Source organism: Streptomyces glaucescens (assembly GCF_000761215.1).
Taxonomy (GTDB): domain Bacteria; phylum Actinomycetota; class Actinomycetes; order Streptomycetales; family Streptomycetaceae; genus Streptomyces; species Streptomyces glaucescens_B.
The window spans coordinates 450,269-466,551 of sequence record NZ_CP009438.1; the positions used below are offsets into that span (position 1 = coordinate 450,269).

At 74.4% G+C, this 16,283-nt stretch carries 19 protein-coding genes and 1 pseudogene; 9 read left to right on the forward strand and 11 right to left on the reverse strand.

Features of this window, described 5'->3' with window-relative positions:
- Positions 1–3: 3 nt before the first annotated feature.
- A complete protein-coding gene (locus SGLAU_RS01885) occupies positions 4–1,194 on the reverse strand; it encodes an amidohydrolase (RefSeq protein ID WP_052413569.1) in 1,191 nt (396 codons plus the stop codon).
- Between the two features lie 263 nt (positions 1,195–1,457).
- Between SGLAU_RS01885 and SGLAU_RS01890 the strand changes: the two genes are divergently transcribed.
- The 4 genes from SGLAU_RS01890 (at position 1,458) to SGLAU_RS01905 (ending at position 4,752) form a co-directional block, all read left to right on the forward strand.
- Complete coding sequence (locus tag SGLAU_RS01890) at positions 1,458–2,921, forward strand: aminotransferase class I/II-fold pyridoxal phosphate-dependent enzyme (RefSeq protein WP_043497752.1); 1,464 nt, start codon at positions 1,458–1,460, stop codon at positions 2,919–2,921.
- 120 nt (positions 2,922–3,041) lie between these two features.
- Complete coding sequence (locus SGLAU_RS01895) at positions 3,042–3,749, forward strand: nucleotidyltransferase family protein (RefSeq protein WP_043497754.1); 708 nt, start codon at positions 3,042–3,044, stop codon at positions 3,747–3,749.
- On the forward strand, positions 3,746–3,991 hold the full coding sequence (locus SGLAU_RS01900; RefSeq protein WP_043497756.1) for a hypothetical protein: 246 nt from the start codon (positions 3,746–3,748) through the stop codon (positions 3,989–3,991). Before SGLAU_RS01895 ends, SGLAU_RS01900 begins: the two co-directional genes overlap by 4 nt.
- Complete coding sequence (locus SGLAU_RS01905) at positions 3,988–4,752, forward strand: metallophosphoesterase family protein (protein ID WP_043497758.1); 765 nt, start codon at positions 3,988–3,990, stop codon at positions 4,750–4,752. The genes SGLAU_RS01900 and SGLAU_RS01905 overlap by 4 nt, the downstream gene beginning before the upstream one ends.
- Before the next feature lie 151 nt (positions 4,753–4,903).
- Here SGLAU_RS01905 and SGLAU_RS01910 read toward each other — a convergent pair whose 3' ends face one another.
- Positions 4,904–5,557, reverse strand: a complete 654-nt coding sequence (locus SGLAU_RS01910) for an HD domain-containing protein (protein ID WP_043497760.1) — start codon at positions 5,555–5,557, stop codon at positions 4,904–4,906.
- A gap of 127 nt (positions 5,558–5,684) precedes the next feature.
- On the opposite strand from SGLAU_RS01910, the gene SGLAU_RS01915 reads away from it, so the two are divergent.
- Genes SGLAU_RS01915 through SGLAU_RS01925 form a run of 3 tightly spaced genes read left to right on the forward strand, consistent with a single transcriptional unit; the run spans position 5,685 to position 7,479 of the window.
- The gene (locus tag SGLAU_RS01915) at positions 5,685–6,671 is read left to right on the forward strand and encodes a GlxA family transcriptional regulator (RefSeq protein ID WP_279628020.1); all 987 of its coding nucleotides are present in this window, start codon (positions 5,685–5,687) and stop codon (positions 6,669–6,671) included.
- Entirely contained in the window at positions 6,668–7,159 is a 492-nt protein-coding gene (locus SGLAU_RS01920; protein WP_043497761.1) for a hypothetical protein, read from the forward strand. The genes SGLAU_RS01915 and SGLAU_RS01920 overlap by 4 nt, the downstream gene beginning before the upstream one ends.
- Positions 7,160–7,194: 35 nt before the next feature.
- On the forward strand, positions 7,195–7,479 hold the full coding sequence (locus SGLAU_RS01925; protein ID WP_244315160.1) for a ribosomal protein L7/L12: 285 nt from the start codon (positions 7,195–7,197) through the stop codon (positions 7,477–7,479).
- Between the two features lie 53 nt (positions 7,480–7,532).
- Here the strand turns inward: SGLAU_RS01925 and SGLAU_RS01930 are convergent, their stop codons facing one another.
- From SGLAU_RS01930 to SGLAU_RS01965, 8 genes and pseudogenes are all read right to left on the reverse strand, one after another.
- A complete protein-coding gene (locus SGLAU_RS01930; protein WP_052413570.1) occupies positions 7,533–8,570 on the reverse strand; it encodes an alpha/beta hydrolase in 1,038 nt (345 codons plus the stop codon).
- Positions 8,571–8,622: 52 nt separating this feature from the next.
- A complete protein-coding gene (locus SGLAU_RS32765) occupies positions 8,623–9,051 on the reverse strand; it encodes an effector-associated constant component EACC1 (RefSeq protein WP_052413571.1) in 429 nt (142 codons plus the stop codon).
- Between the two features lie 125 nt (positions 9,052–9,176).
- Positions 9,177–9,857, reverse strand: a pseudogene (locus SGLAU_RS01940) (polysaccharide deacetylase family protein); the annotation flags it as partial.
- 100 nt (positions 9,858–9,957) lie between these two features.
- Complete coding sequence (locus SGLAU_RS01945) at positions 9,958–10,647, reverse strand: glycoside hydrolase family 11 protein (protein ID WP_043497765.1); 690 nt, start codon at positions 10,645–10,647, stop codon at positions 9,958–9,960.
- A 372-nt stretch (positions 10,648–11,019) separates the two neighbouring features.
- Positions 11,020–11,568 (reverse strand): TetR/AcrR family transcriptional regulator, encoded by a 549-nt coding sequence (locus SGLAU_RS01950; protein ID WP_043497767.1) that lies wholly within the window; start codon positions 11,566–11,568, stop codon positions 11,020–11,022.
- Positions 11,569–11,577: 9 nt separating this feature from the next.
- Positions 11,578–12,159: a sugar O-acetyltransferase gene (locus SGLAU_RS01955; RefSeq protein ID WP_043497770.1), complete on the reverse strand. Its 582-nt coding sequence runs from the start codon at positions 12,157–12,159 to the stop codon at positions 11,578–11,580.
- Positions 12,160–12,237: 78 nt separating this feature from the next.
- Positions 12,238–12,486, reverse strand: a complete 249-nt coding sequence (locus tag SGLAU_RS01960; RefSeq protein WP_043497771.1) for a hypothetical protein — start codon at positions 12,484–12,486, stop codon at positions 12,238–12,240.
- Between the two features lie 47 nt (positions 12,487–12,533).
- Positions 12,534–13,493, reverse strand: a complete 960-nt coding sequence (locus SGLAU_RS01965) for a helix-turn-helix domain-containing protein (protein WP_043497774.1) — start codon at positions 13,491–13,493, stop codon at positions 12,534–12,536.
- 118 nt (positions 13,494–13,611) lie between these two features.
- On the opposite strand from SGLAU_RS01965, the gene SGLAU_RS01970 reads away from it, so the two are divergent.
- Both SGLAU_RS01970 and SGLAU_RS01975 read left to right on the forward strand, forming a co-directional pair.
- Positions 13,612–14,673, forward strand: a complete 1,062-nt coding sequence (locus SGLAU_RS01970; RefSeq protein WP_043497776.1) for a saccharopine dehydrogenase family protein — start codon at positions 13,612–13,614, stop codon at positions 14,671–14,673.
- Positions 14,674–14,756: 83 nt separating this feature from the next.
- Complete coding sequence (locus SGLAU_RS01975) at positions 14,757–15,317, forward strand: GNAT family N-acetyltransferase (protein WP_043497777.1); 561 nt, start codon at positions 14,757–14,759, stop codon at positions 15,315–15,317.
- Between the two features lie 19 nt (positions 15,318–15,336).
- On the opposite strand, the gene SGLAU_RS01980 is transcribed toward SGLAU_RS01975, so the two are convergent.
- Positions 15,337–16,221: an oxygenase MpaB family protein gene (locus SGLAU_RS01980; protein ID WP_043497779.1), complete on the reverse strand. Its 885-nt coding sequence runs from the start codon at positions 16,219–16,221 to the stop codon at positions 15,337–15,339.
- Positions 16,222–16,283 lie beyond the last annotated feature (62 nt).

The following is a 16,283-nucleotide window of genomic DNA, read 5'->3' on the forward strand; positions in this document are numbered from 1 at the left end:
CGCCTACGGCTCAGGCGCCTGCGGCTCGCGGTGCCGGGCCCACGCCGTCGCGCGCAGGTCCGCGTCGAGCAGGACGTCCGCCGCGGTGCGGGCCAGGGCGCCGGTGACGGCGGTCAGCACCGCGCGGGCCCGGTCCGAGGCCGCCGCGCGGGCGAACTCGGGGGTGTGGTCGGAGCCGCCGGCGTCCATGACGGCGACGAACGGGTGGATGGCGGGCACCCGCGAGCTGACGTTCCCGATGTCCGAGGAACCGAGGTGGACGCCGGGGACCGGCGGGGTGAGGGTGATGCCCGCGTTCCCGAGGTGCCCGGCGAACCGCTCGGACAGGACCTCGCTGTCGCGGAAGTGTTCGTAGCGGACGGTGGCCCGCTCGACCTCGGCCCGGGTCCCGGTGGCGAGGGCGACGCCCTCGGCGCAGGTGCGCAGCCGCTCCACCAGGTCCTCCAGCTCGGCCGTGGTGGCGGCGCGCAGGCCGAACCGTCCCTCGGCGTACTCGGGGACGATGTTGGTGGCGGTGCCGCCCTGGGTGACGATCCCCTGGATGTGGGACGCCCGCGGCAGCCGCCGGCCGAGACCGTGCACCACGTTGAACAGCTCGATCAGCGCGGCCAGGGCGTCGATGCCCTCCGTCGGGTTGCCCGTGGGGTGGGCGGCGCGCCCGTGGAAGCCGACCCGGTACTGCACCTGGGCGGTGAGCGGGGCCCGCACCCAGTCGTACACGCCGGGGTGGAACATCAGCGCGGCGTCCACGTCGTCGAACACGCCGGCCTCCGCTTCGAGGACCTTCCCGCCGCCGCCCTCCTCGGCCGGGGTGCCGACCGCCAGCACCGAACCGGGCGTCCCGCCGAGGACCGTGCGGACCGCGAGGGCCGCGCCCAGGCCGGCCGCGGCGATCAGGTTGTGGCCGCAGGCATGACCGAGACCGGGCAGCGCGTCGTACTCAAGGAGCAGCGCCACGGCGGGGCGGCCGTGGCCCGAGCGGGCGGTGAACGCGGTCGGCAGTCCCGCCACCGGGCGCTCCACGGCGAACCCCTCGCGTTCCAGGATGCCGGTGAGCAGGGCCGCCGCCCGGTGCTCGGCGAAGGCGTACTCGGGGTCGGCGTGCAGGCGCAGGGCGACGTCCCAGAGTTCGCCGGCCCGGCGGGCCACCTCGGTGTCCAGGGTGGTGTGGACGTCGTCGTGCGTGAGGGCCACGTGGCCTCCCCGGGTGTTCGCGGTGGTCGTGCGTGCCCCGCACGGGTTCCACCGGGCGGCGCCCCGACACCCGGGAAACCGGGCCGCCCGGGCCACGGGGTGCGCACCCGCCGACCGCGGAGTGTGACGTCCTGCGGAGTTTCGCTCGGCGTGACGGTGCAACACGGTCGGTACGGCCGTCCGACGCGGCCGGACCGGCACGGCCGGCGTCCGTGCGGCGCCCGCGGCCGGGATCTTCGCAAGCCATGATCCCGGGAGGAACGATGGACCACTCGCGCGCCCCTGTACTGGAGGCCCTTCAGGAGTTCCGGCGCCGCGGGGACGTGGCGTACGGACCGCCGGGCCACAAGCAGGGCCGGGGCGCGGACCCGCGGGTGGTGGACGTCGTCGGGATGGACGTCTTCCGCTCCGATGTGCTCGGCCTGAACGGCCTGGACGACCGCCGGCAGTCCCAGGGGGTGCTCAGCCAGGCGCAGGAGCTGATGGCCGACGCGGTCGGTGCCACGGAGGCGTTCTTCTCCACGTGCGGCAGCTCGCTGTCGGTGAAGACGGCGATGCTGGCCGTGGCCGGACCGGGCGAGAAGATGCTGCTGTCGCGCAACGCCCACAAGTCCGTGGTCGCCGCCGTCGTCGTCAACGGCGTGGAGCCGATCTGGGTGCACCCGAAGTTCGACGCCGAACGGCACCTGGCGCACCCGCCGGAGCCCGAGGACGTGCGCAACCGGCTGCGGGAGCACCCGGACGCCAAGGGCATGCTGCTGATCACGCCGACCGACTGGGGCACCTGCGCCGACGTGGCCGGCGTGGCCCGGGCCTGCCACGAGTTCGACGTACCGCTGATCGTCGACGAGGCGTGGGGCGCCCATCTGCCGTTCCACCCGGACCTGCCGGCCTGGGGGATGGACGCCGGGGCCGACCTGGTGGTGACCAGCGTGCACAAGATGGGCGGGGCGATCGAGCAGAGCTCGGTGTTCCACCTGCAGTACGACCGGGTCGCCTCCGAGGTGCTGAGGCAGCGGGAGGACCTGCTGGGCACCACGAGCGCGTCCACCCTGGTGTACGCCACCCTGGACGGCTGGCGGCGTCAGATGGTGGAGCACGGGCGCGAGCTGCTGGACACGGCGCTCGCCCGGGCGCGACGGGTCCGGGCGGCGGCGGACCGGCTGCCGGGGCTGCGCGTGATGGGCCGCGAGGTGGTGGACGAGGGGCTCGCCGCCGACCTCGACCCGCTCAAGATCGTGATCGATGTGCGGGAGCTGGGCATCAGCGGGATGCAGGCCGCGGAATGGCTGCGGACGAACCGCCACGTCGACGTCGGCGGTTCCGACACCTGCCGGATCAGCGCCTCGATCACCCATGCCGACGACGACGCGACCGAGCACCTGCTGGTGGACGCGCTGCGCTCGCTCGTGGAGAAGGCCGACACGATCGAACGGCAGCCGCCGGTGCACCTGCCGGAGCCGTCGGCGCTGGAACTGGAGCAGGCGATGCTGCCGCGGGACGCCTTCTTCGCGCCGGTCGAGCACGTGCCCGTGGAGCGGGCCGCGGGACGGATCAGCGCGGAGATGGTCAGCCCGTACCCGCCCGGGGTACCCGTCATCGCGCCGGGCGAGGTGATCACCGCGGAGGTGCTGGACTACCTGCGCAGCGGTGTCGAGCACGGGGTGCTCATCCCGGACGCGGCGGACTCCTCGGTACGGACGCTGCGGGTGGTGGCCCGCCCGTGAACCGGCCGTGTCATCAGCGGGGAGGCCCCGGGTACTTGGTACCCGCTGTCACGTACCCGGTTCCGGGCAGGTACCCGGTTCCGGCCGGAACGCGCGGCGAGAGGACGTAAGGGAGTGGACATGACGCAGAACGGCGACCCGGCATCCGCCCGGCGGGCGTGGGCCGGTGACGCGCAGTCGGCCGCGGTGGTGAGCGATCTCGTGCCGCCGGTGACAGCCGGGACGCAGAGCCCGCCCCCGGACCTGACGCCGGACCTGCCCCGGGACCGGACGCAGGCGATCCTGGAGGCGACCAAGCAGGTGGGGACGCTGCTGAAGCGGAACGGGCACCGGTTCGCGCTGGCCGGCAGTGTCGCCGCGTACACGCACGGCGCGGGCACGAACCTCCAGCACGACGCCGACTTCTGTGTCCGCCCGGAGGACGCGGAGACCGTCGCGGCGACGTTGCGCGAGGGCGGTCTCGAGGTGCGGATCCCGCCGGAGGACTGGCTGCTGAAGACCGAGTGCTTCGGGCAGTCCGTCGACATCATCTTCCGGCTGGCGCACCGGCCCGTCAGCACCGAGATGCTCGACCGGGCCGAGGAGATGCCGGTGCAGTCGGTCCTGATGCCGGTGCTGTCCGCCACGGACCTGGTGGCGAGCCTGGTCTCCGCGTTCACGGAGCACTACTGCGACTTCGGTGCGGTGCTGCCCGTGGCGCGGGCGCTGCGGGAGAAGGTCGACTGGGAAGAGGTCCGGCGGGAGTGCGGCGAGGACCCGATGCCCGCCGCGTTCTTCTTCCTCCTCGAACGCCTGAACGTGATCGCTCCGCGGAAGGAGCAGCCATGAACGACCTCGACTACCGCGTGGCCCACCTGCGCGAACGCCTCGCGGGCGGGCCGCTGGCCGAACTGGGCGTGCAGGTCGCGGTGCACGGGGACTCGGTGCTGGTGACCGGCACCGTACCGTCCTCGCACTGCCGCGACGAGATCGGGCGGATCGTGGGCGAGACCCTGACCGGGCTCACGGTGCGCTGCGACCTGGTGGTCGCCGAAGCGTCGTCCCCCGACCAGGCGGAGGAGCTGGCATGATCCGCATCGCAGCCGTCGGTGACATCCACATGGGCCCCGACAGCCAGGGAGTGCTGCGGCCCGCGTTCGAGACCCTGCCCGACTGTGCCGACGTCCTGCTCCTGGCGGGCGACCTGACCCGGCACGGCACTCCCGAGGAGGCCCGGGTGGTGGCGCGGGAGGTCAAGGACCTGGGGGTGCCGGTCGTGGCGGTCCTGGGCAACCACGACCACCACGACGAGCGGCCCGACGAGGTCACGGCGATCCTCCAGGACGGTGGTGTCCAGGTGCTGGAGGGGCAGGAGACGGTGCTGGACTGCGCGGGGGGCCGGGTCGGCGTGGCCGGCACCAAGGGGTTCTGCGGCGGCTTCGCGGGCCGCAACGCCGGGGAGTTCGGCGAGCCGCTGATGAAGGAGTTCGTGCGCTACACGCGCCGGTCCGCCGACAGCCTGCGCACGGCGCTGGAGCGGCTCGGCGAGCAGGGCTGCGACGCGCGGGTCGCGCTGACCCACTTCTCCCCCGTGCCGGACACGCTGGCGGGCGAGCCGCTGGAAATCTACCCGTTCCTCGGCAGCTACCTGCTGGCCGAGGCGATCGACACCGCCGGAGCCGACCTCGCGGTGCACGGGCACGCCCACGCGGGCACCGAGCACGGTATGACCAGTGGCGGCGTACGGGTGCGCAACGTCGCCCAGCCGGTCATCGGACGGGCCTTCCACGTGTACCACCTCCAGGTGCCCGAGCGGGTGGCGACGGGCAGTTCCGCGGAGTCGGCGGGCTGACACCGCGCACCCGCGAGGCGGCGTGGCCGCACCTTTGGGCGCGGCCCGCTCCTGTCCGGCCGGCCAGCCGGCCGGCCGGGGCACGGGAGTCCCCGGTCCGGGGGGCGACGCGGGCCGCCCGCGGGTGCGGCCCGTGCCCGTCACTACCGCGTCAGTTGCCCCAGCGGCCCGAGGCGGCGTGGGTCTCCATCCACGTCGTGTACGGCGGAGCGGACCTCTCGCGCAGCAGCTCCCCCGCGACGGTGAAGTGCGGGGCCTTCTCCGGGCGCCGGCGGGCCTGCGCCACGATCTCGTCGGTGAGGGTGGTCGCCATCGACAGCCGCGGGTAGGCGGCGTGGATCCGGGCGCCGGTCTCGTCGTCGACGCATTCCGTGCCGATGCCGAAGTCCATGCCGGTCCCCTGGTGCACCAGCGCGCACAGCGGGCCGCGGCGTTCGGCGATCCCGGGCGAGGTGTGCAGCGCGATCGCCTCCCACACCGCGTCGACGTCCGGTGCCGGCAGGCCCTGCCCGGTGAGGAACTCGGCGGCCGTGTCGGCGCCGTCCACCTCGAACCGCTGGTGGCGGTCCCCGGCCTCGGTGAGCCCGATGTCGTGCAGGACGCAGGCCAGGAACAGCAGCTGGGGGTCGTAGTCACGGCCCGGGACGGCGCCTTCGTGGTCGGCGCGCAGGCGGGCGAACAGCCAGGCGCGGATGCTGTGGTTGGCGGTCGCCGTGGATTCCGTGTCGCGCACCAGTGCCAGGGCGCGGCGGGCGACGGGGGTGTCGGGGAGCGACGGGACGCCGCTGATCGTCTGCGTGGTCATGGCTCCATCGTCGGTGGGGACTTCGGGCCGCGACAGTGGCAGTATTGCCGCCGTGCGCGAGGAAACTGCCTATGAGCCGGCGGACGCCGGCGCCGGTGCCCGTGACGGCCGGGGGCACCGGGTCGCCGTGCTGGTGCTGGACGGTGTCCTGCCCCTCGACCTGGGAATCCCGGCCCAGGTCTTCACCGCGGTGCCGGGTGGCCCGTACGAGCTGACCCTGTGCGGGAGGTCGGCGGGCCCGGTGCCGAGCGCCGCCGGTTTCGACGTGACGGTGGCGGCGGGCCTCGAGGCGGTGCTCGGCGCGGACACCGTCGTGGTGCCGGGGTACGCACCGCACGACCGCGGGCTGCCCGCCGTCGTGCTCGACGCGCTGGCCGGCGCCCACCGGCGCGGCGGACGGCTGGTGTCCGTCTGCACCGGTGCGTTCGCGCTGGCCGCCGCCGGGGTCCTGGACGGCTGCGCCGCCACCACCCACTGGCTGTACGCCGACGACCTGGCCGCGCGCCACCCGCGGGTGCGGGTCGACCCGAAGGTGCTGTACGTCGACGAGGGGCGGGTGCTGACCTCGGCCGGTGTCGCCGCCGGTATCGACCTCTGCCTTCATCTGGTGCGGCGCGATCTGGGCGCCGCCACGGCCAACGAGGTGGCGCGCACCCTGGTCGCGGCGCCGCACCGGGAGGGCGGGCAGGCCCAGTACATCAGGCACCCGCTGGCCGGCGCGGCGGACACGACCACGCTGGCCCCGACCCGGACGTGGGCGCTCGGCCGTCTGCACGAGCCGCTGACGGTCCGTCAGCTCGCGGCCCACGCGCACATGGCGCCGCGCACCTTCGCCCGCCGCTTCGTGGCCGAGACGGGCACCACGCCGTTGCGGTGGCTCCTCACGGCCCGGCTCGACCGGGCCCGGGAACTCCTGGAGAGCACCGGCCTCGCCGTCGACCAGGTCGCCGAGCGGTGCGGTCTGGGCAGCCCGTCGAATCTGCGCCTGCACTTCCGGCGCGTGCTGGGCACCTCGCCCTCCGCCTACCGTGCGACGTTCGCGTCCCCCGAGCCCCAGGGAAGGCGCGGCCCCGTGGGACCGCCGGGCGCCACAGGGCCGAGGATGGACCGGTGAACCCGAACGCGCCCTCCCCCGCCGACGACCGCGAGCCCGCCGAGCACCGGCGTTTCGCCCACTGTCTGCGAGCGCTGGAGACCGTCTCCGAGGCGGACGAGGCCGGCCTGGTGGCGGCCGTGCTCGACGACCGGGACGCGCTGATGGCCGGCAGCGCGGTGAGCCGCCACCTGGACCGCCGGGCCGCCGCCCTGCTCGGTGGCCCCGCGTTCACCGCCTGGGCGCGGACCCTGGCCGGCGTGGTCGCCCGCAGCGACTTCCTCACCCGCAGGCTGCGCGAGTGGGTCCTGCTCCACTCGATCGTCCGGGGCGGTCCGTGGACCGCCGGTGAACTCGCCGGCGCCTCCGACTGGTTCCAGCGCACGGCCGTGGCCACGCCCGGCCTCACCGACCCCGCGGCTCTCGCGCTGCTGGCCCGTGACGGCCGCACCCGCCGGGTCCGCGCCGCCGCGAGCCGCCGGTTGCGGGAGGCGGGGAGGGCGCGCTGACCGCAGCCGGATCCCGCCCCTTTATGATCATGACCGTGGACTCCGTCGCCCTTCCGCTCATCGCACTGATCGTCTGCGTGGCCGTCTTCGGCCACGAGGCCCGGTTCTCCCGGCTCGACAAGCGCCTCGCGCGCCTCGAACGCAAGGTGGACCTCCTGCTCGGCCATCTGGACGTGGCCGTCGAGGACCCCGGGACGGACGCGGTGGCGGCACTCGCCCGCGACGGCAAGGCGATCGAGGCGATCAAGGAGTACCGGCGGGTCACCGGGGCCGGGCTGAAGGAGGCCAAGGACGCCGTGGACCGGCTCCAGGGGCGCTGACCCCGGCGGGTGCCCGCTCGCGGGGCGCCGAGGAAGTCGTGGCCGCGAGGTGTTCAGCCGCCGTCCCGGCCGGCGGTGAGCAGCGACGTCAGCCACTCCCGGCGGGCCTCCTTCGCCCGGCGGGACAGCCTGGCCCGGGGGACGAACTCGTCGAAGCCGTGGCAGCCTCCGGGCCACACGTGCAGCTCGCAGGGGACCCCGGACTGCCACAGGCGGCCGGCGTAGGCGACGGTCTCGTCGCGGAACGTCTCCGCGGAACCGACGTCGAGGTAGGCGGGCGGCAGGCCGGTGAGGTCCGCGGCACGCGCCGGGGCGGCGTGGGCGGGGATGTCCGGCGCCCCCGCGGCGCCGTCGAGGTGGGCGTTCCAGGCGGTGGCGTTGGACGTGCGGTCCCACATGTCCCGCCCCGCCATCTGACGGCCGGAGCGGGTGTCGTTGCGGTCGTCGAGCATCGGGGACAGCAGCATCTGGGCGGCCGGCGCGGGACCGCCGCGGTCCCGCGCCAGCAGGGCCAGGCCCGCGGCGAGACCGCCGCCCGCGCTGGTTCCCACCGTGATGATCCGGTCCGGGTCCGCGCCCAGTTCCGCGGCGTGCCGCGCGGACCACACCAGACCCGCGTAGCAGTCCTCCAGCGGTGCCGGGTGGGGGTGTTCGGGGGCGAGCCGGTACTCGACCGACACCGTCACCGTGTGCAGCGTCCGGGTCCACTCCAGCACGTCGGACATGAGGTGCCGCCGGCTGCCGGCGATCATGCCGCCGCCGTGCATGAAGTACACCAGGGGCAGCCGTGAGCCGGCGGGTGCGGCGGCGGGACGGCAGATGAGCACGGTGACGTCCGGGGCGCCGGCCGGCCCGGTGACCTCGCGTTCCTCCCAGACGACCTCCCCGCCGCACCGCAGGGCCTCGTCGCCGAGCGCACCGGCCCCCACCGCGGCGCGGACCGCGGGGACGTCCCGCGGGGTGAGCGGGGGCAGCTCGCCCAGCGCCTCCAGGGCCGCCGCCAGTTCCGGGTCGAGGGGGACGGGAGGCAGGTCCGCGGCAGGTGCGGGGCGAGCGGGCGTGGGGGCGTCGCCCGCGGTGCGACGGGTCATGTGGGTGCTTCCTTCCGGAGGTCCGTGTGGGTACGGGTGCCCGCGAAGGGGCTCACGGGTGCCTCCGGGGTTCGGCGCCCCGGTCGACGGGCCGGGTTCGTGCCGGGGCGGGTGCCGTGTCCACGACGGCGGTCAGGCGTCTGGCCAGCTCGGCCCTCCGGCGCGGGTCCAGACCCTTCACCCGGGCGGTACCGACGGTGGTCTCCGCCCCGTCGGGCCGGGTGATCGTGACGGTCTGGTTCCCCTGTCGGCTCTGCGCCCAGGCCACCACGACGGCGGCGAACACCTCGGCGATCCGGCCGGGCTCCAGCATCGCGACCAGCGCGTCGGTCACCGCGCCCGGGGCCCCGGGCGGCGGAGCACCGTCCGCGGTCCGGATCCGGCCGCGCAGCTCCGGCTCGGCGATCAGCCAGCGGCGCAGGTCGTGGCCGCGTTCATCCGCTCCCGCGTCGTCGCCGCGGACTGTGACGAGGATGCGCATGCCCCTCAAGGTAGCGGCGGGCGCGGGCGCTGTGACCGCGAGGACCAGCCGAATGGCGCGGCGGCCCGGGGCCGCCGCGCCAGGGGTGCGGAGCGGGGTGTGCGACCGGTCCGGCCGCCGGGTCAGGGGGCCACGGCGCGGCCGGTCTCCGGGGAGATCCTGCCGGAGCACAGCCCCTTGCTCGCCAAGGTCTGCGCGATGCGCGGAATGGCGGCGCGCGTGTTCGCGGACCACTCGTGCATGAGGATGATCTGCCCGTTGGTGAGCCGGGCGGCGGCCTGCACGATCGCGTCGGTGCTCGCGCCGTTCCAGTCCTGGGAGTCGACGTCCCAGATGATCTGGGAGAGGCCGTACTTGGCCGCCACCGACCGCACGGTCGTGCTGGTCTCGCCGTACGGCGGGCGGAACAGCCTGGGCGTGCCGCCTCCCGCGCCGGCGATGGCCTGCTGGGTCCGGGCGATCTCGGAGTCGATCTGGGACTGGCTCAGCTGGGTCAGGTGCGGGTGGGTGTAGCTGTGGTTGCCGATCCACATTCCGGCACTGGCCTGGGCCCGCACCTGCGCCGGGTTGGCGGCGGCGTACTGGCCCTGGTTGAACATCGTGGCCCGCAGCCCGTTCTGGCGGAGGGCGGTGAGCAGGGCCGGTGTGTGGGTGCTGGACGGGCCGTCGTCGAAGGTGAGTCCGACGTAGCCGGTGCACGCGGCGGCGTGGGCGGGGGCGGCTTCGGCGCTGAGGGTGAGGGTGCTCGCCACGGCCGTCGCGGCGACGGCCAGTCTCACGGCCGGGGAGCGTGGTGTGCTGGGCATGCGGGGTGGGTCCTCCTCGTCTGCGGTGTGACGTCCGCGGTGTGACCGCGGTGGGGGTGCGCCGCGGGCCGGGGCTGCCGGGCGCGGTGGTGACGGACGCTCAGCCGCTGACCGTGATGCTGGAGTTCCCGCTGCTCTGGTATCCCTCGGTGGCGAGGATCATGTAGTAGTTGAAGCTGCCCAGCCGCATGCCCGCGCGGGCCCACGCGTCGAAGTGGTTGCCGGTGGTGATGGTCCCGCCGGTCCTCCTCGACTGCCGGACGCTCCAGTACTGGTTGAAGGTCCTGGTGCCCTCCACCGAGGGGGCGTTGTACCGGGTCGTCTGGTAGATGTCGTACGTGCCGCCGTCGCTGGTGACCGTGCCCTTGTACGTTCCGGTCGGCCGGTAGTTGCCCCAGTTGTCGACGATGTAGTACTCGACGAGGGGGTTCGAGGTCCAGCCGTAGAGCGTCAGGTAGCCGTTGCCGGACGGCGCGAAGCTGCCCGAGTAGCTCACGGTCCTGCGTCCGCCGTTGCTCCACCCCTTGCCGCCGACCCAGTTGCCGCAGTTGGTCCAGTTGCTGCGGTAGCTGCCGCCCGACGCGAGGGTCATCGAGACCGATCCGCCGCCGTCGGTCCAGAACGAGTAGTAGTAGCCGTTGTGCATGCCGGTCTGGCTGGTGGTGAGGACCGTGTCCGCGTGGGCGGTGGCGGGCACCAGCAGGCCGGAAGCGGACGCGGCCAGCGTCAGGGCGCCGGCGCGGCCGATGAAGCCCCTGCGGCTCATCGAGGGGGCTGGGGCGTTCTCCATGCTTCCTCCAGGTGAGGGCTCGTGGCAGGCCGGCCGCGTGGTGGGCCCCGCGACGCCGGACGCGTCCGGGCACGGGCGGCCATGGCGAGATGAGGGAATGTCCGCGCCGTGCGGCGCGGTGGAGCCGCCTCCGCTGTCGGGAGGCTCGGTCGCTGGAGAGTATGTGCCCGGCTCGGGACGGCGGTCAATGACTCTGTTTCCGAAAGTCTCCCGAAAGTTCGCCGGAGATCAACCAGTTGACCCATCGAAACATTTCGTGGACTGACCGAGCCGGACCCTTTCCCTAGACGCCTGCCCGGTGAGAGCCCGTCGGCATGCCGCAACGCTCGCACAGAACTTCGAAACATTCGAAGCGGAAGGGCCGGGGATCCCTCAGCGGCCGGTGGCGGTGATGCGGGTGACGGCCTCCAGCGTGAGCTCCCGGTCGTGCGGTTCCCGGGCGAGTGCGCGGTGCAGGATCAGGCCCTCGATCAGGGCGTCCAGCTGGCGGGCCGTGCCGGGGTCGAAGTGCCTCTCCAGGTGGCGGCGGCTGCGCGCCATCCACGTGTGGGTGAGTTCCCGGAAGGCGGGACGGCGGGCCGCCAGGGTGTAGAGCTCCTGGGTGAGGACGAGGTCGCGCCCGCTCCCCTCGGACAGCGCGTGGACGAGGTCGGCCACCGCCGCCCTGGCCTGCTCACGGTCGGCCGACGGCGCCAGGTGCGCGTCGAACAGCGCCACCATGTGGTCGGTGAAGTGACGGAACGCCTCCCGCAGCAGTTCGTCGATGCCGCCGAAGTGGTAGGTCATCGACCCGAGCGGCACACCGGCGCGCGCGGCGATCTTGCGGTGGGAGACGCCCGCCACGCCCTCGTCCGCGATGAGGTCGAGGGTCGCGGCGATGATGCGCGCGCGGCGCCGGGGGTCGGTGTGTCCGGTGGCCACGGCGGAGGGTCACAGGTTCCGGACGGGCCGGGCGGGGTTGCCCAGGGCGACGACGTTCGCGGGCACGTCCTTGGTGACGACGGCACCCGCGCCGATCACGGAGTTGTCCCCGATCGTCACGCCGGGCAGGACGATGGCGCCGCCGCCGATCCACACGTTGTCGCCGATGGTGATCGGCCGGGCGGCCTCCAGCCTGTCGCGCCGCGGCTGCGGTTCGAGGGGGTGCGTGGGGGTGAGCAACTGGACGTTGGGGCCTATCTGGCAGTCCTCGCCGATGGTGATGGCCGCGACGTCGAGGGCGGTGAGGTGGTAGTTGACGAAGGTGCGCGCGCCGATCGTGATGTTGCTGCCGTAGTCGACGTACAGCGGCGGCCGCACGTGCGCCTCGTCACCCAGGGAGCCCAGCAGTTCGGCGAGGAGCGGCCGGGCGGCGCCGGCGTCCTCGGCGTAGGCGGCCTGGTAGCGGGCGGCCAGCCGTACGGCCTGCTGCTGCCGGCGGGCGATCTCGGGATCGTCGGCGATGTAGAGGTCGCCCGCGAGCATGCGTTCCAGGTGGGTGCGCGGATCGTTCGCGAAGTAGTCCATCGGCATGCGTACGATCGTACATTCGGAATGTACGATCGTACGCTCCCGTGCGACCCGGGCCCGGCCCGGTGCGGGCGGGCCTCCTCAGTGCTGGTCGGGGTCGGCCTCGTCCGCACCGCTGCCGGTGCGGCTCGGCTGGCCACCGCCGGTGGTGCCGTATCCGCCGGGGACTCCGGGGACGCTGTCCGCGTCCGCCTCCTCACGGCTGATGTGACGGACCGCCCGGACGTTGGGCCGGCGTTCGTCGTACGGGTAGCTGAACGGCTCGCTCCCGGCGCGCTCCTCCTCCGCCTGGCGGATTTCCGATTCGTGCTTCTTGTCAGGTTTCGTCATGTGCTGCGAGTAACCCGTCGGCCCGCCGGTATGCGGGGCCCGGCGCCTCAGGGCAGGGTGGCCGCGGGGGGCCGGGAGCGGAAGGTGCGCCGGTAGGTGTCCGGGGGGACGCCGACCGTGCGGCTGAAATGGCGGCGCAGCGTGGTGGCGGTGCCCATGCCGGTGGCCGCCGCGATGGACTCGACACTGTCGTCGGTGGTCTCCAGCAGTTCCTGGGCGTGGCGGATGCGCTGGGTGAGGAGCCACTGCAGGGGGGTGGTGCCGGTCACCGCCCGGAAGTGACGGCCCAGGTGGCGCGAGCTCATCCCGGCCCGGCGGGCCAGGTCCTCCACGGTCAGCGGCTGGTCGAGGCGCTCCATCACCCAGGGGAACAGCGCGGAGAGCGGATGGTTGCCGGGCGCGGGCACCGGGGTGGTGACGTACTGGGCCTGACCGCCGTCGCGGTGCGGCGGCACGACCAGGCGGCGGGCGAGGGCGTTGGCGACCGACGAGCCGTGGTCGAGACGGACGAGGTGCAGGCACAGATCCATGGCGGCGGCCTTGCCGGCCGAGGTGAGCACGCTGCCGTTGTCCACGTACAGGACGTCCGGGTCCACCCGCACCCGGGGGTGGCGGGCGGCCAGGACCTCGGTGTGCGCCCAGTGTGTCGTCGCGCGCATCCCGTCCAGCAGGCCGGCGGCGGCCAGCACGAACGCGCCGGTGCACAGGGAGACCACCCGGGCGCCCGCCTCGTGGGCGGCGCGCACCGCGTCGACCAGGTCCCCGGGCGGGTCCTCGTCGACGTCGGCCCAGCCCGGCACGATCACGGTGCCGGCGCGGGCCAGCCGGTCGAGGCCGTGGTCGGGTTCCAGCCGGAAGCGGCCGACCCGCACGGCGGCCGGCCCGCAGACCGTGAACTCGTACCAGGGGTCGGCCCCGCCCACCGGGGCGCCGCCGAACACCTCGTGGGCCAGGGACAGCTCGAAGTGCAGCATCCCGTCGGTGACGGCCATCGCGACAGTTCTCACGTCCGGAATTGTACGGGTCATGGCGTTCCGGACACTCGTGGCGGAGTGCGTTCCCTCGTGAGGATGTCCACGACAGACGGCAGCGGGCCTGCCGGTCGTTCCAGCACAGGAGAAAGCCATGGGTCAGGGACACGAGGTCGTGGTGTTCGGCGCGTACGGGCACACCGGGCGCTTCGTCGTGAGGGAGCTGCGCGAGCGCGGTTTCGTTCCGGTTCTCTCCGGGCGGGACGCCGGCAGGCTGACGGACCTCGCCTCGTCCGTGCCCGGACCCGCCCCGCGCCCGGCGTCCGTCGACGATCCGGCCTCGCTCGACCGCGCGCTGGCGGGCACCGCGGCCGTCGTGAACTGCGCCGGGCCCTTCGCCGCGACGGCCGGCCCCGTGATCGAGGCGGCACTGCGCGCCGGCATCCCGTACGTCGACGTGGCGGCCGAACTGGAGGCGATCGTCGACACGTTCACCCGCTTCACGGACCGCGCCCGCGCCGCGGGGGCGGTGATCGTCCCCGCCATGGCCTTCTACGGCGGTCTCGGCGACCTGCTCGTCACCGCCGCGATGGGCGACTGGACGGAGGCCGACGAGGCGCACATCGCGTACGCGCTGAGCAGCTGGCACCCCACCGCCGGGACGCGTGCCTCGGGCGCGGTCTCGCGGCAGCGGCGGGACGGCCGGCGCCTGCGCTACGCCGACGGGCGGCTGGAGTACCGCCGGGACGCGCCCCCCACCGTGCAGTGGTCGTTCCCGGAGCCGATGGGCCCGCGGACCGTCATCGGCGAGTTCACCATGGCCGACGTCATCACCGTTCCCCGCCACCTGTCCGTCCCGGACGTGCGCTCCTACATGACGGTCGAGGCGGCCAGGCAGGTGACGGACCCGGACACCCCGCCGCCGTCCGCCGCCGACGAACAGGGCCGGTCCGACCAGACCTTCCTCGTCGACGTGCTCGTCCGGTCGGGCGGCAGTGAACGGCGCGCCGTGGCCGGGGGGCGCGACATCTACGCCGTGACCGCGCCGCTCGTGGGGGAAGCGGTGGACCGCGTCCTCTCGGGACGCACCAGGACGACCGGGGTCGCCGCGGCCGGTGCGATGTTCGACGCCCCGGACTTCCTTCGGGCGCTCTCCTCGCACGTCTCCTTCGAGCTGCGGCCGGCCCGTCGGCGGGCGCAGGCCGCGGACCGGTGATCCCCTGCCCCGCCCGCCCTCCGGGCGTAGGATGATCACTTTCCGATCAGCGCCGGCTCCGGCCACCCGCCCGAAAGGTCACCATGTACGCGATATCCCTCGGCGACGACGGTGCCGAGCTGCGCCCTCTCGAACCGTGGCGGGCGGAGGAGTTCCTGGCGCACGTGGACCGGGGGCGGGAGTTCATCGGGCGGTTCATCGCCCTGCCGGACGCGGCGGAGGACCTGCCGGCGGCCCGCTCCTTCCTCCAGTCGTACGCGGAGAAGACGGCGAGCGACACCGGGCGGATCCTCGGCATCTGGGCGGACGGCGAGCTGGTCGGTGGAGTGCTGCTGCGCACGATGGACGTCGGGCAGGGCACCGCCGAGGCGGGCTGCTGGCTCGAACCGTCCGCGGTGGGCCGGGGCCTGGTGAGCCGGGCCGTGCGCGTCCTCATCGACTGGGCCGTCGAGGAGCGGGGCATCCACCGGGTCGAATGGCAGGTCTCCTCGGCGAACGACGCCAGCATCGCCGTGGCCCGGAGGCTCGGGATGACCCGTGACGGCGTCCTGCGGCAGAGCTACCTGTACCGGGGGCAGCGGCACGACATCGAGGTCTGGTCGGTCCTCGCCCCGGAGTGGCGGGCGGCGCGGCGGGCGTCCTGACGGAGCCGGCCGCGCCGGGTCAGGCGCGGCCTCCGTGCGCCCGCTCCCGGGGTGCGGTCATCGCCCACCGGATGCCGGCGGTCACCGCCGTGCCGAGCGGGCGCACGCACAGGTCCTCGGCGACCGGCAGCCGGGGCAGCCACAGCTCGCGGGCGGCCCACTCCGGCAGGAGCGAGACGGCGGACGCGGCGACGGCCGCGTAGGGCATCCGGGCGAGGAGCGGGACGGGCGGGCGCAGCAGCAGGTAGCGCGCCGTGCTGCGTGCCTCGGGGGTCGCCCGCAGCTCGCCGCGGTAGGCGGCCAGCCGTTCGGCGAGTGCGGCGCGGTCGGCCGGCGGGTCGGGTACGCCGAGCGCGGTGGCGACGCGGGCCATGTCGGCGACGTACCCGTCGCAGCCGGCGTCGTCGAGGGGGTGGGCGCCGTGGCGCTGGTGGGCGCGGAGGAAGCTGTCGACCTCCGCGACGTGCACCCAGCAGAGCAGGTGCGGATCGGACGCGGAGTAGGCGAGGCCGTCGGCGGTGGTGCCGCGGACCCGCTCGTGGACGGCGCGGACCCGGTCGCAGGCCTCCTGGGCCGCGGCGGCGGGGCCGTAGGTGGTGACGGCCAGGAAGGTGCTGGTCCGCTGGAGCCGGCCCCAGGGGTCGCCGCGGAAGCCCGAGTGCGCGGCCACGGCGGCCATGGCGAGCGGGTGCAGCGACTGGAGCAGCAGCGCGGACAGGCCGCCTATGAACATCGAGGCGTCACCGTGCACCCTGCGGACGGGCCGGTCGGGGCCGAACCAGCGGGGGCCGGGTGTGCCATGGATGAGGGCGCGGTTCTCGGCGCCGTCCGGCCCGGCGACACGGGAGAAGATCGCCTCGCCCACCCGGTCGCGCAGGGGGGCGAGGTCGGGCCGGAGTCTCATCGGGCCGCCTCCTCGGGTCTGCCGCCACCGGGTCGGTCCGGCGCGTCCCCGAACCTTTGTCC

What these genes read in the sequence shown, in the direction of transcription:
- SGLAU_RS01890 (WP_043497752.1), top strand. Translation starts at nt 1,458, where the DNA reads ATGGACCACTCGCGCGCCCCTGTACTGGAGGCCCTTCAGGAGTTCCGG.
- SGLAU_RS01895 (WP_043497754.1), top strand. Translation starts at nt 3,042, where the DNA reads ATGACGCAGAACGGCGACCCGGCATCCGCCCGGCGGGCGTGGGCCGGT.
- SGLAU_RS01900 (WP_043497756.1), top strand. Translation starts at nt 3,746, where the DNA reads ATGAACGACCTCGACTACCGCGTGGCCCACCTGCGCGAACGCCTCGCG.
- SGLAU_RS01905 (WP_043497758.1), top strand. Translation starts at nt 3,988, where the DNA reads ATGATCCGCATCGCAGCCGTCGGTGACATCCACATGGGCCCCGACAGC.
- SGLAU_RS01910 (WP_043497760.1), bottom strand. Translation starts at nt 5,557, where the DNA reads ATGACCACGCAGACGATCAGCGGCGTCCCGTCGCTCCCCGACACCCCC.
- SGLAU_RS01930 (WP_052413570.1), bottom strand. Translation starts at nt 8,570, where the DNA reads ATGACCCGTCGCACCGCGGGCGACGCCCCCACGCCCGCTCGCCCCGCA.
- SGLAU_RS32765 (WP_052413571.1), bottom strand. Translation starts at nt 9,051, where the DNA reads ATGCGCATCCTCGTCACAGTCCGCGGCGACGACGCGGGAGCGGATGAA.
- SGLAU_RS01945 (WP_043497765.1), bottom strand. Translation starts at nt 10,647, where the DNA reads ATGGAGAACGCCCCAGCCCCCTCGATGAGCCGCAGGGGCTTCATCGGC.
- SGLAU_RS01955 (WP_043497770.1), bottom strand. Translation starts at nt 12,159, where the DNA reads ATGCCGATGGACTACTTCGCGAACGATCCGCGCACCCACCTGGAACGC.
- SGLAU_RS01960 (WP_043497771.1), bottom strand. Translation starts at nt 12,486, where the DNA reads ATGACGAAACCTGACAAGAAGCACGAATCGGAAATCCGCCAGGCGGAG.
- SGLAU_RS01970 (WP_043497776.1), top strand. Translation starts at nt 13,612, where the DNA reads ATGGGTCAGGGACACGAGGTCGTGGTGTTCGGCGCGTACGGGCACACC.
- SGLAU_RS01975 (WP_043497777.1), top strand. Translation starts at nt 14,757, where the DNA reads ATGTACGCGATATCCCTCGGCGACGACGGTGCCGAGCTGCGCCCTCTC.
- SGLAU_RS01980 (WP_043497779.1), bottom strand. Translation starts at nt 16,221, where the DNA reads ATGAGACTCCGGCCCGACCTCGCCCCCCTGCGCGACCGGGTGGGCGAG.